Source organism: Pseudooceanicola pacificus, assembly GCF_009789075.1.
Lineage (GTDB): Bacteria > Pseudomonadota > Alphaproteobacteria > Rhodobacterales > Rhodobacteraceae > Pseudooceanicola > Pseudooceanicola pacificus.
In genome coordinates, this window is sequence record NZ_WNXQ01000006.1 from 18,680 (window position 1) to 30,343 (window position 11,664).

Annotated in this window: 11 protein-coding genes and 1 riboswitch; of the genes, 7 read left to right on the forward strand and 4 right to left on the reverse strand. The window is 66.8% G+C overall.

Annotation, left to right across the window (positions count from 1 at the left end):
• The 3 genes from GLS40_RS11555 to GLS40_RS11565 are packed head-to-tail and all read right to left on the reverse strand — an operon-like array spanning position 1 to position 3,023.
• Positions 1–831 (reverse strand): ABC transporter permease, encoded by an 831-nt coding sequence (locus tag GLS40_RS11555; RefSeq protein WP_160382883.1) that lies wholly within the window; start codon positions 829–831, stop codon positions 1–3.
• A 26-nt stretch (positions 832–857) separates the two neighbouring features.
• Entirely contained in the window at positions 858–1,928 is a 1,071-nt protein-coding gene (locus tag GLS40_RS11560; protein ID WP_160382884.1) for an ABC transporter substrate-binding protein, read from the reverse strand.
• Between the two features lie 15 nt (positions 1,929–1,943).
• Positions 1,944–3,023, reverse strand: coding sequence for an ABC transporter ATP-binding protein (locus GLS40_RS11565; protein ID WP_160382885.1), 1,080 nt, complete (start codon positions 3,021–3,023; stop codon positions 1,944–1,946).
• 230 nt (positions 3,024–3,253) lie between these two features.
• Here GLS40_RS11565 and GLS40_RS11570 point away from each other — a divergent pair, with 230 nt between their 5' ends.
• From GLS40_RS11570 to GLS40_RS11580, 3 genes are all read left to right on the forward strand, one after another.
• Positions 3,254–4,357, forward strand: coding sequence for a class II histone deacetylase (locus GLS40_RS11570; protein ID WP_160382886.1), 1,104 nt, complete (start codon positions 3,254–3,256; stop codon positions 4,355–4,357).
• 15 nt (positions 4,358–4,372) lie between these two features.
• Positions 4,373–5,974, forward strand: a complete 1,602-nt coding sequence (locus GLS40_RS11575; RefSeq protein ID WP_160382887.1) for a gamma-glutamyltransferase family protein — start codon at positions 4,373–4,375, stop codon at positions 5,972–5,974.
• 103 nt (positions 5,975–6,077) lie between these two features.
• The gene (locus tag GLS40_RS11580; protein WP_160382888.1) at positions 6,078–6,698 is read left to right on the forward strand and encodes a TetR/AcrR family transcriptional regulator; all 621 of its coding nucleotides are present in this window, start codon (positions 6,078–6,080) and stop codon (positions 6,696–6,698) included.
• Positions 6,699–6,884: 186 nt separating this feature from the next.
• Here GLS40_RS11580 and GLS40_RS11585 read toward each other — a convergent pair whose 3' ends face one another.
• Positions 6,885–7,829 (reverse strand): alpha/beta hydrolase, encoded by a 945-nt coding sequence (locus GLS40_RS11585; RefSeq protein ID WP_160382889.1) that lies wholly within the window; start codon positions 7,827–7,829, stop codon positions 6,885–6,887.
• Positions 7,830–7,991: 162 nt separating this feature from the next.
• Here GLS40_RS11585 and GLS40_RS11590 point away from each other — a divergent pair, with 162 nt between their 5' ends.
• From GLS40_RS11590 to thiS, 4 genes are all read left to right on the forward strand, one after another.
• The gene (locus GLS40_RS11590; protein ID WP_202076101.1) at positions 7,992–9,329 is read left to right on the forward strand and encodes an aminotransferase class III-fold pyridoxal phosphate-dependent enzyme; all 1,338 of its coding nucleotides are present in this window, start codon (positions 7,992–7,994) and stop codon (positions 9,327–9,329) included.
• A gap of 223 nt (positions 9,330–9,552) precedes the next feature.
• Positions 9,553–9,653, forward strand: a riboswitch (TPP riboswitch).
• A 61-nt stretch (positions 9,654–9,714) separates the two neighbouring features.
• Positions 9,715–10,512 (forward strand): bifunctional hydroxymethylpyrimidine kinase/phosphomethylpyrimidine kinase, encoded by a 798-nt coding sequence (thiD, locus tag GLS40_RS11595; protein WP_160382890.1) that lies wholly within the window; start codon positions 9,715–9,717, stop codon positions 10,510–10,512.
• Positions 10,509–11,483: an FAD-dependent oxidoreductase gene (locus GLS40_RS11600; protein ID WP_160382891.1), complete on the forward strand. Its 975-nt coding sequence runs from the start codon at positions 10,509–10,511 to the stop codon at positions 11,481–11,483. Before thiD ends, GLS40_RS11600 begins: the two co-directional genes overlap by 4 nt.
• Positions 11,467–11,664, forward strand: coding sequence for a sulfur carrier protein ThiS (thiS, locus tag GLS40_RS11605; RefSeq protein WP_160382892.1), 198 nt, complete (start codon positions 11,467–11,469; stop codon positions 11,662–11,664). Before GLS40_RS11600 ends, thiS begins: the two co-directional genes overlap by 17 nt.

Below are 11,664 nucleotides of genomic sequence, written 5' to 3' on the forward strand. Positions count from 1 at the left end.
TCAGCTCCTGTGTCCGGGCATCTTGCGGGTCGCCCAGCGGTCCACCAGCTGGAAGGGAATGACGGCGATGGCCGCGCTGATGGTCAGCACCAGCGCCGAGGCGGCCGCGGCCGGGTAGTTGAAGAAGACGAGCATCTGATTGTAGATCATCGTTCCCAGCATGGTCTGGCGCTGCCCGCCAAGCAGCAGCGGCGTGACGATGGCCCCGAGGGACAGCAGATAGACGATGGTCGCCGCGGTCATCACCCCCGGGATCGACAGCGGCAGGACGACCCGCGTGAAGACCTGCCCGGGACGGGCGCCAAGCGCGGCGGCGGCCTCTGACAGGCTGGTCTCGATCTTCACATAGACGGCGAGGATCGACAGCACGGCGAAGGGGATGAAGACATGCACAAGCCCCAGGACCACGCCGCCGGTGTTGAACATCAGCCGCAGCGGGCGTTCGATCAGCCCGATATCCATGAGGGCGGTGTTGATCAGCCCGCGCGGGCCCAGGATCACGATCCAGCCATAGGTGCGCACCACGATGCTGACCATCAGCGGCATGAGGATCAGGATCAGATAGATCAGCCGCGGCCGCCGCGCCATGAAGGCCGCCAGAGGATAGGCGATGGCCACGCAGATCACCGTGGTGATGGCCGCGATCTGGTGGGTGTAGAAGAAGATGCGGATCAGCTCGGGCCGCTCCACGAATTCCCGCAGATAGGTGAGTGAGGACCCTTCCTCGCCGGTCATCGCCTGGCCCACCAGCGACGAGATGCCGGTGACCAGCCCGATCAGAAGCCCGATACAGGGGAGCATTAAGAGCAGCGATGCGCGGCCGAAGGTCATGCCGAAGGGTCCTCAGTTAGGTCGGGTCAGCCGAGCGCGGATTCGATGCGCTTGATCAGGTCCTCGCGGGTCTCTTCGATATAGGCCCAGTCGGGATTGAAGGTCTTGGCGATGATTTCATCCTTGGTGTAACCGAAGCGGTCCATCAGGATGTCGTCGTCGACCTTGGCCGTGGTGTTCATCGGCAGCGTGCCCGAACGCAACAGCCCCGCTTCCTGCGGCGCCGCGGTGCCGGCGAATTTCAGGAACTCCTTCGCCGCCTCCATGTAGGGCCCGTCCTTCGGCAGCACGAAGACATAGGGGATCATCAGCGCGCCTTCCTCGGGGATCACGACGTCGAGCCAGTCGGCGCCCGATGCCTTGGTGTCCCAGATGCGGCTGGAATAATAGGCGCAGGCCACGGCGTCGCCACGTTGCAGCAGCTGCTGGTTCTGCGCCATTGAGGTATAGGCGGTCAGCGCGTTCTGGCTGACCTTCGTGTAATGTTCGATCCCCGCGTCCAGGTTCTTCTGATCGCCGGTGAGCATCTTGGAGTACCACGGCACGTCATAGAGCGAGGCATAGACCGGCCGCGTCACCGTCACCTGCCCGGCCCATTTCGGATCGGCCAGCGCCTGCCACGAGGCGAAATCCTCTTTCGAGCCGAACTGACTGTTGTAGGCCAGGCCGTAAAAGATGAACTGGATCGGCATCCCGGCGACATGGTCGTCGTCGATCTTGGGCAGCAGGTGATCCGGCACGTTCTGCAACACCGGGTAATCGGCGATGGCGAGCGGCTCTGTCACACCCATCTTGGCCAGCTTCATGCCGCCCGAATAGCTGTGGTAGGACGAGTTGTAGATCGGGGCGTCCCGGTTCGAGATCAACGCCGTCTCGGTCGAGGGCACCTCGACGATCCGGAAGGGGATCCCGGTCGCTTCGGTGAACAGGTCGCCATAGGCCGCCTGGAAGGACTCGGCGACACCGCCGCCAAAGTTGCACTGGATCACCTCGCCGGCGGCCTGCGCGCGGACGGGGCGGACGATATAGGGGGAGGCGAGCAGGGCAGCCGTGCTGCCGATCATGCCGCGCCGGGTCATGGTGAAACGGTTGGTCATCTTGTTCTCCCTGGTTCAGGTCTGTTGTGCCGGCAGGGCGACACAATCGTTGCCCTGCCATGTGACGCGGACGTCCTGCCCCGGCACCAGGCCGGCGTCCTCGGGGTGGTGCGCTGCCCGCACCTTGATCTCTTGGGTTTCGGTCGAGACGAGGTAGCGGTTCCCGGTCCCGGTAAAGGTCCGCTCGGCCACGGTGCCTTTCAGCCCGGCTCCGCCATCGCCGGGGACGAGTTTCACGTAATCCGGCCGGACCATCACATCGACCTTCTCGCCGATGGACAGCCCCTGTCCCTTGGCGTCCAGCACCTGGCCGTCGATGTCCAGACGGACCTTGAACAGCGCGCCTTCGGTGCCGACCACCGAGGCGGGAAAGACATTGGTGTCGCCCACGAAATTCGCCACGAACAGGCTGGTCGGGTTGTCATAGATGTCCTGCGGCCGCCCCAGCTGTTCGATCCGCCCGTTGCTGACGACGGCGATCCGGTCCGACATCGTCATCGCCTCTTCCTGGTCGTGGGTGACAAAGACGAAGGTGGTGCCGACCCGGCGCTGGATGCGTTTCAGTTCGTCCTGAAGCTGCTGGCGCAGTTTGAGGTCAAGCGCCCCGAGCGGTTCGTCCAGCAGCAGCACCGAGGGTTCGGTGACCAGCGAGCGGGCCAGTGCGACGCGCTGCCTCTGGCCGCCCGAAAGCTGGTGCACCGGACGGTCCTCGTACCCGGCGAGGCCAACCATATCGAGCACGGCGCTCGCCTTGCGCTTGGCCTGGTCCAGCGGCTCCTTGCGGATCGTCAGGCCAAAGGTCACGTTTTCCTGCACGTTCATATGCGGGAAAAGCGCGAGGTTCTGCAGCACCATGCCGATGGGGCGGCGGTAGGTCGGGATCCTCGTCACATCCTTGCCGTCGATCAGGATCCGGCCGCTGGTCGGCGCCTCGAACCCGGCGATCATGCGCAGCAGGGTCGTCTTTCCGCAGCCGCTCGGCCCCAGCAGCGTCAGGAATTCCGAACCACGGATTTCCAGATCGACACCGCGGACAGCCTCGACCTTGCCGTATTTTTTGACAACCGAATCCACCTGCACTTCGCCTGAAGACATCTGCCGATCTCGCCCTTTCATGTCGGAGCCGCTATTCCAGCGACCCTATTTGCCCATAGTTTTTAGTCAAGTAAAATAATTGTCTGCAATAAGGAACTACATATTCGCCTGCAAAAGCGCGCTTTCCTGCGGCACACAGCGAGGTGTGTGGCACATATTTTTATTGCGTTGAACTTTTTTGTGTATACTAAATCGGATCGACAGGCGGCAAGGCGACACGGAGGCCGACGATGGGTCAGCGACAGACGGGATACCTCTGGCACGACAGTTTTGGCGCCTATGACGCCGGCACGACGAACTTGCCCAACGTGGAACCCTACGGGGCGCCCGACAGCCCCGAGACGCGGATCCGCATCGACAATCTGGTGCGCAAGAGCGGCATGATCGGCCACCTGGTCGAGATCGGCGTCGAAGAGGCACCGCTCGATGCCGTGCTGGCCGCCCATGACAGTGGCTATATCGACCGGCTTCTGGCGCTCAGCGACGGGGCGGGGGGCGAGGCGGGGCCCTATCTGCACATGCCGCAGGGCGGGATGCGGATCGCCCTGCGCGCGGCGGGGGCGGCGATCGGCGCGGTGGATGCCGTGATCTCGGGCGCTCTCGACAATGCCTATGCGCTGGTCCGCCCCGCAGGTCACCACGCCACGCGCCAGATCGGCCAGGGCTTCTGCGTGCTCAACAACGTCGCCATCGCGGCACTGCACGCGCGGCGCGCCCACGGGCTGGACCGGGTCGCGATTGTCGACTGGGACGTGCATCACGGCAACGGCACGCAGGAAATCCTCTGGGACGACCCGAGCATCCTCAACATCTCGATCCACCAGTCCCGCCTTTTCACCATCAGCGACGGCGGCCCGCATGAAATCGGCGGCGCGGGGGCCGAGGGCTGCTCGCTCAACATTCCGCTGCCCGCCGGCAGCGGGCATGGCGCCTACCTCGCAGCCATCGACCGGGTTGTCGCTCCGGCGGTGGAGCGTTTCGCGCCGCAGCTGATCCTCGTCGCCTCCGGCCTCGACGCCATGTACCGCGACCCGCTGGGCCGGATGATGCTGCATTCCGACAGCTACCGCGAGATGAGCGCCCGGATGCGCGCCCTCGCCGAACGCACCGGCGCGCGCCTCGCCTACGTGCACGAGGGTGGATATGCGCCGGTGCTCGTGCCCTTCGGCACCCTCGCCATCCTCGAAGACCTCAGCGGCCGCAAATCCGGCACCGAGGATCCCTTTCTGCCCCGCGCCCGCCTCATCGACGGGCAAGAGCTGAGCCACGATCAGAATGTCTTTGTCCAGGCGGCCGAGGCGAACCTTCCCCACGTGCCGGATCACCGGACCTGACCCAAGGAGACTGCCATGAAAGGTGTGGCCAGCGCCCCCGAACCCGAAGCGGTGGATGCCGCTGTCGAAGTGCTTGCCGCGGGCGGCAATGCGGTGGATGCCGCCGTCGCCTGCGCCCTGGTACAGGGGGTGGTCGATCCGCCGATGTGCGGCATCGGGGGCTGGGGCACGCTCCAGGTCTTTGCACCCGGGCATGACGCGCATACCTGCCTCGATTTCTACGCCACCGCGCCCGCGGCCTCGCGCCCCGACCAATGGGCCGACAAGCTGCAGGGCGAGACGCGGGACGGCTGGGGCTTCATCGTCGAGAACAACGAGAACGAGATCGGCTGGAACGCCGTCGCCACACCCGGCACCATGGCCGGTCTGGGCGAGGCCCATGCCCGGTATGGCCGCATGCCCTGGGGCGAGCTGCTGCAACCCGCCATCGGCTATGCGCGCCGCGGCTTTCCGGTGCGGCCGCATCTGTTCGACTTCCTGCTCGACGAAGGGGCGCAGGGCCGCGCCGCGCCGCGCGACAAGATGCGCTTCTCTGACACCGGGCGCAGTCTCTATTACCGCCCGGATGGCTCTGCCCTGCCGGTTGGCAGCATCGTGCGCAACCCCGATATGGCCGACACGCTGGACCGGCTGGCGCGCCACGGGGTCGAGACCTTCTATCGCGGCGATCTCGCCCGCGACATGGCTGCCGAATTCGAACGCCAGGGCGCGCGGATGGCCTTTGAGGATTTCGCGAATTACCGGGTTGTCGAGCGCGATCCCGTGCGCACCAGCTATCGCGGTCTTGACCTGGCGACCAACTTTCCGCCCGGCGGCGGCTTTGTCCTGGCCCTGATGCTGGGCATCCTGGAACGCTTCGACCTTGCCGGGCTCGGGCATAACAGTGCCGATTATATCGACCTGATCAGCGCCGCGATCCGCTATGCCACGGCACAAAAGGACGGCCGGCTGGGCGATCCCGATTTCTTCGCCATCGACCCGGCCCTGTTCCTGTCGCCCGAGGTTCACGACGACATCGCCACCCGTCTGCGCGGCGGAGAGGACTTCTCGGTCGAGCGGCTGGAGAAGGAGACGCCAAACACCACCCATCTGTCGATCATGGACGAAAGCGGCATGGCGATCTCGATGACCCATTCCCTGGGCATGGTCTCGGGCGCCACGGTGCCGGGCATGGGCTTCATGTTCAACGGCGCAATGGGCGTTTTCGATCCGCGGCCCGGGCGCGCGGGCTCCATCGCGCCGGGCAAGCGGCGCTATACCTCGGCCTGCCCGACAATGGTGTTCCGGGACGGCCGGCCCTCGATCGTGATCGGCGCGCCGGGCGGGGCCCATATCGCGGGATCGGTGATGCAGGCGCTGGTGAACATGATCGATTTCGGCATGACCGCGCAGGAGGCCGTCTCGGCCCCGCGCATCTCGGCCACCTCGAATGCCATCGACATCGTCAACCGCATCCCGCGCTCCGTCCAGCACGCGCTGGAAGGGCGCGGACGCACGATTGTCCGCAACGCCAAGAGCTATGCCTTCGCCCAGGTTCACGCCGTGGTGCAGCATGCGGATGGCCACTGGTCCGGCGGGGCCGACCCGGCCTCTGACGGTATGGTGCTGACCGCGTGAGGCGCGATTTCCCCCACTGCCACCCGCTTCGTTCGGGCTACAGCGACTTGACACGATGACCACCGGACGCAAGAGACTGAAGCCAAACCGAAACGGGGATGGCATGGAACAGCTCGGACTCAGGGACCGGCAGCGCTTGCGCCGGCACAGGACAATCCTGTTCTCTGCGGCCGAACTGTTCGGGCAGCGCGGCTTTGCCGAAACGACGATGGAGGACATCGCCGCCAAGGCCGAGGTGACGCCGCCCACGATCTACAACTACTTCCGCTCCAAGAGCGACATCCTGCTTGGCCTGCTGGAGGTCGACAAGGAGCTCATGGACGAGGCGCTGGACGCGGTGATCGCTGCGCCGCAGGGCGACGCGGTGGAGGTCATCTGCGAATTCATCCGCATCGACCTGGAAGGCGGGTACGACATCCGGGAAAAGGCCGTCTGGCGCCTGATCTCGGCCGCGGCGCTCGAAGCGTCGGATGACCGGCGCGGCGATTACCTCAGGGCGCAGTCGGTCTTCAGCCGCAAGCTGGAACGGCTTGTCACGCGGCTGCAGAAAGACGGCAAGCTTGTCCGCGGCGGGGATCCGACGGTGATCGCCCGCATCATCAACTCGATCACGCGGGACAGCTTTCGGATCTACATCAATTCCGAATTGATGAGCGTGGCCGGGCTGAACAACCTTGTCCGCGAGCAGATCGAGATGCTCTGGCGCGGCCTGCGGGTCGGATAGCCGAACCGCGACGCCCCCTTTTCCGGTCATCCCGGCGCGATCGAACACCCCGCATTCCATTCCCGGCTCTCCTTCGCGAGGCCGGTGCATCCCCGGGCCTCACGAAGGAGAGTGCCGCAAGGACGTGAAACTTTCAATGTTTAATTTCACAGTTTCACGTCCTGTCCTGTAACAGGCTGACCTTTGTCAGGCCATGTGCCCGGCCAGGAAATCGCAGATCATCTGGTATTCCGCCGCCGCCTGCGCCCCGGTGAACCGCGCCCGCATGAAGCCGTGGATCATGCCCCTCGCCTCGCGGTAGGTCACGTCGTTTCCGGCAAGGATCAGCTTGGCCGCATAGGCGCGCCCGGCGTCGCGGATCGGGTCCAGCTCGGCCGTATGGACCAGCGTGGGCGGCAGGTTGCTGAGGTCCTCGGCATGGATCGGAAAACAGTAGGGATCGGACAGGTCGGGGCCGTCGGTGAACAGGTGTTCCGCGAATTTCTTTACCCCGGCAGCGGTCAGGCCGTACCCTTCGGCGAACAGTTCCATCGACTTCGCACCGTCGATCCCGCCGCCATTGCCGTACATCATCGCCACCGCGCGCAGACGGGGGCCGCCCCTGTCCCGCGCCATCAGGCTGACGCAGGCCGAAAAACGCGCGCCCGCGCTGTCGCCGCCCATGGTGATGCGCTCCGGGTCGATGCCGATCCCGGCCCCCTGGGCCGCCGCCCATTCCAGCACGGCATAACAATCGTCGAACCCCGCGGGCCAGGGATGTTCCGGGGCCAGCCGGTAATCGACGCTGATCACGGTGGCGCCCGTCTTTTCGGCAAAGCCCCAGGCGATCGAGTCCGAGGAATCGAGATCGCCGAGGATGAAACCCCCGCCATGAACGTAGATCATGCAGCCGGTCAGTCCCTGCGCCGCACGCGGACGGTAGATCCGCACCGGAACGTCATGGCCCTTGCCGGGGACAGTGCGGTCGGTGATCTCAAGCGTGTCCGGCGCGGGCCGGTTCAGCCGCCCGGAATAGGCATTCCAGTTCTCGCGCTGCTGCGCGACGGTCTGGTTTGGCGGCGCGGGCCGCCGGGCGTCGATCAGCGCCTGCATGTCCGGGTGCATCTTGGGGACGGTGTCATTGGCGGCCATATGTCTCTCCCTGTGTCGTGGCGCGGATCGGCGCCCTGGCGTGTCGGTGGATTTTACTTTAACAACATAAAATTCAATATTGCATTTAAAATTGTTGTTCCTTACCCCGAAAGGAGGGCGCCCCGGACGGGATTGCCCCCAGTCATGCAATTGGAGACGGACATGCCCGGACCCGCCGATACCGCCGATCTTTCGCCGAACGATCTGGCGGCCTTCTGGATGCCCTTCACCGCCAACCGGACCTTCAAGTCGGACCCGCTGATGATTTCCGGGGCGCGGGGGAACCACTATATCCTCGCCGACGGGCGGGAGGTGCTGGATGTCAGCGCCGGGCTGTGGTGCGTGAACGCCGGGCATGGCCGGCGCGAGATCACGGATGCAATCCGCAGCCAGGCCGAAACACTTGATTTCGTGGCGAATTTCAGCCACGGCGCCGCGCCCGCGTTTGAACTGGCCAACCGGCTTGCCTTGCTGGCGCCGGGCGATCTGAACCACGTGTTTTTCACCAATTCCGGCTCCGAGGCGGTGGATACCGCGCTCAAGATCGCGCTGGCCTGTCACGCGGCGCGCGGCGAGGGTCAGCGCCAGAGGTTTGTCGGGCGCCAGATGGCCTATCACGGCGTCGGGTTCGGCGGCCTCTCGGTCGCGGGGCTGGGGGGCAACCGCAAGGCCTTTGGCCCGCTCCTGCCCGGGGTCTCGCATCTGCCGCACACGCTGGACCACGCGCGCAACGCCTGTTCGAAGGGTCAGCCCGAGCATGGGATCGAGATGGCCGACGCGCTTGAAGCCATTGTAGCGATGAACGACGCCTCCACCATCGCCGCCGTGATTGTCGAGCCGGTCGCCGGTGCCGGGGGGGTCCTGCCGCCGCCGCAGGGCTATCTGGAACGGCTGCGCGAGATCTGCGACCGTCATGGCCTGCTGCTGATCTTTGACGAGGTGATCACCGGGTTCGGGCGGCTCGGCACCACCTTCGCCTCAGAATATTTCGGGGTGCAGCCCGACATGATCACCTGCGCCAAGGGCCTGACCAATGCCGCCGTTCCCATGGGCGCGGTCATCGTCAGCGACGCGGTGCACGACACGATCCTGAACGCCGCCACCGGGCCGGGGCCCGAGTTGGCGCATGGCTACACCTATTCCGGCCATCCCCTGGCCGCCGCGGCGGGTCTGGCGACGCTGGACATCCACCGCGACGACGACCTGAACGGCAAGGCGCGCGCGCTTGCCCCGCTGCTGGAGGCCGGAGTGCATGCGCTGGCCGACCATCCGGTGGTGAAGGATGTGCGCAACCTGGGCGTGCTGGCCGCGGTGCAGATGCATCCGCGCGAAGGCGCGCCGGGCGCGCGCAGCACCGAGCTGCGACACCATTGCCTGGCCGAGGGCGCGCTGATCCGGGCCGGGGCGGATACCGTGCTGATCTCGCCGCCCCTGACCTTTGGTGCCGACGAGGTCACGCAGGTGATCGAGGCGATGAAAAAGGGCCTGGACCGGCTCTGACCGGCATCGCCGCGTCCGACCCCTCTGACATCAGACAGAACAGACCCGAACAAGGGCAAACCGCTGCCTTTTGCCCGCAACGTCGGCCCTGCCGATGTGATCGCATCGGCCGCCCGATCCCTGTCGGACGGGCAGACACCCCCGCCGGCCAACCGGTTCGCCATTCGGAAAACCCCGAAACCGGCGATCCTTGACCGCGCGTCATTTCACGATTAGCCATGAGTCGAATCTGTTGGGGTGCCCCTCGGGGCTGAGATGCGGAAACGCGAACCCATTGAACCTGATCCGGCTAGAACCGGCGTAGGAAACAGTGACCGTGTCCGCGCGACTGGTGCCGGACGCCCCCTGCTTCCCGTCCGTTTCAGCCCCAGAACGGACGACGCGCGTGACACCCACCGTCCTCACCATTGCAGGATCCGACAGCGGCGGCGGCGCCGGCATCCAGGCGGACCTCAAGACATTCTCGGCGCTTGGAACCTATGGCGCCAGCGTGATCACAGCCGTCACCGCGCAGAACACCACAGCCGTGAGCGCCGTCCACCCGATCCCGTGCGAGTTGATCGCCGCGCAGATCGCCGCGGTCCTGGCCGATATCGAGGTTCACGCGGTCAAGATCGGCATGCTGGGCAGCCCCGAGGTGGTGGCATGTGTGGCCGGGGCCCTGGCGCCCTATGCGGGGCCGGTGGTGCTGGACCCGGTGATGGTGGCGAAATCCGGCGACGCGCTGCTGCCCGACGACGCGGTTTCGGCTCTGGTGCGCCACCTCCTGCCCCGCGCCACCCTGCTGACCCCGAACCTGCCAGAGGCCGCGCGCCTGCTGGACGCTTGCGCCGCCACGGATGACGGCCAGATGCAGGACCAGGGCCGCCGCCTGCTGCAGATGGGCGCGGGCGCGGTGCTGATGAAGGGCGGCCACGGCACGGGCGAGACCTGCACCGATTGGCTGATCACCGCGTCACGGGCCAAGGCGTTTCGCGCCCGGCGCATCGCCACCACGAACACCCACGGCACCGGCTGCTCGCTGTCCTCGGCCATTGCCGCCGGGCTGGCGCGCGGACTGACGCTGCCGGGGGCGGTCGAGCGGGCGCATGGCTGGCTGCAGGGCGCGATCCGCGCGGCGGACGGGCTGCGCGTGGGGCGGGGCCACGGCCCGGTGCATCACTTCCACGAGGTCTGGGGATGAAGGTCACGATCCGGGGCAGCGGCGTGGCCGGGCTTTGCGTTGCGGCGGAACTGGCCGGGCGCGGCCATGAGGTCACCGTGACGGACCCGGCGGGCGGGCCGGGTGCGCAGGGCTGTTCCTGGTGGGCGGGGGGCATGCTGGCCCCCGATTGCGAAGGCTTCGCCGCCGAGGAAGTGGTGATCCGGCTGGGCCGCGCTGCCGCCGACTGGTGGCAGGCCCAGGGGGCCCGGGTGATCCGCCGGGGCACGCTGGTTGTCGCGCTTGGCCGCGACCGGGGCGAGCTGGACCATTTCGCCCGCCGCACCGCCAACCACCGCTGGCTGGACCGCGCGGGGATCGCAGAGGCCGAACCCCAGCTTGCCGAGCGGTTCGACCGGGCGTTGTGGATGAGCGACGAGGCGCATCTTGACCCCCGTGCCACGCTGCTTGGCCTGCGTGACCGCCTGGCGGCGCGCGGCGTGCGTTTCACCACCGAACCTTGCGACGGCGGGCGGGTCGTCGACTGCACCGGGCTGGCCGCCCGCGCCGCCCTGCCCGAGCTGCGCGGCGTGAAGGGCGAGATGATGGTGCTGCGCGCGCCCGAGGTCGCCCTGACCCGGCCGGTCCGCCTGCTGCATCCCCGCTTTCCGCTCTATATCGTGCCGCGCGGCGACGGCGTCTTCATGCTGGGCGCGACCCAGATCGAAAGCGGCGAGCGGACCCGCGCCAGCGTGCGCTCGGTGATGGAGCTGCTCTCGGCCGCCTATGCGCTCGACCCCGCCTTTGGCGAGGCAGAGCTGGCCGAGATCGGCACCGATGCGCGCCCCGCCTTTCCCGACAACCTGCCGCGCGTCACCGATCTGGGCGGCACCCTCTACGTCAACGGCCTGTTCCGCCACGGTTTCCTGCTTGCGCCCGCTCTGGCGCGCATGGCGGCCGAGGCGCTGGAGGGCCACGCAAAACCGGAGCTTTGGCATGAACATCACGCTTAACGGAGAGCCCCACGAGGTCACGGGCCCGACCCTGGCCGACCTGCTGGTCGAAACCGGACAGAGCGGGGCCAAGGTCGCCACCGCGGTGAACGAGGTCTTTGTGCCCGCCACGCAGCGCGCCGGAACGCCTCTGGCACCGGGCGACCGGGTCGAGGTTGTCGCGCCACGGCAGGGGGGCTGA

Coding starts and splice junctions, on each gene's coding strand:
- GLS40_RS11555 (WP_160382883.1), bottom strand. CDS start 831: ATGACCTTCGGCCGCGCATCGCTGCTCTTAATGCTCCCCTGTATCGGG.
- GLS40_RS11560 (WP_160382884.1), bottom strand. CDS start 1,928: ATGACCAACCGTTTCACCATGACCCGGCGCGGCATGATCGGCAGCACG.
- GLS40_RS11565 (WP_160382885.1), bottom strand. CDS start 3,023: ATGTCTTCAGGCGAAGTGCAGGTGGATTCGGTTGTCAAAAAATACGGC.
- GLS40_RS11570 (WP_160382886.1), top strand. CDS start 3,254: ATGGGTCAGCGACAGACGGGATACCTCTGGCACGACAGTTTTGGCGCC.
- GLS40_RS11575 (WP_160382887.1), top strand. CDS start 4,373: ATGAAAGGTGTGGCCAGCGCCCCCGAACCCGAAGCGGTGGATGCCGCT.
- GLS40_RS11580 (WP_160382888.1), top strand. CDS start 6,078: ATGGAACAGCTCGGACTCAGGGACCGGCAGCGCTTGCGCCGGCACAGG.
- GLS40_RS11585 (WP_160382889.1), bottom strand. CDS start 7,829: ATGGCCGCCAATGACACCGTCCCCAAGATGCACCCGGACATGCAGGCG.
- GLS40_RS11590 (WP_202076101.1), top strand. CDS start 7,992: ATGCCCGGACCCGCCGATACCGCCGATCTTTCGCCGAACGATCTGGCG.
- GLS40_RS11600 (WP_160382891.1), top strand. CDS start 10,509: ATGAAGGTCACGATCCGGGGCAGCGGCGTGGCCGGGCTTTGCGTTGCG.
- thiS (WP_160382892.1), top strand. CDS start 11,467: ATGAACATCACGCTTAACGGAGAGCCCCACGAGGTCACGGGCCCGACC.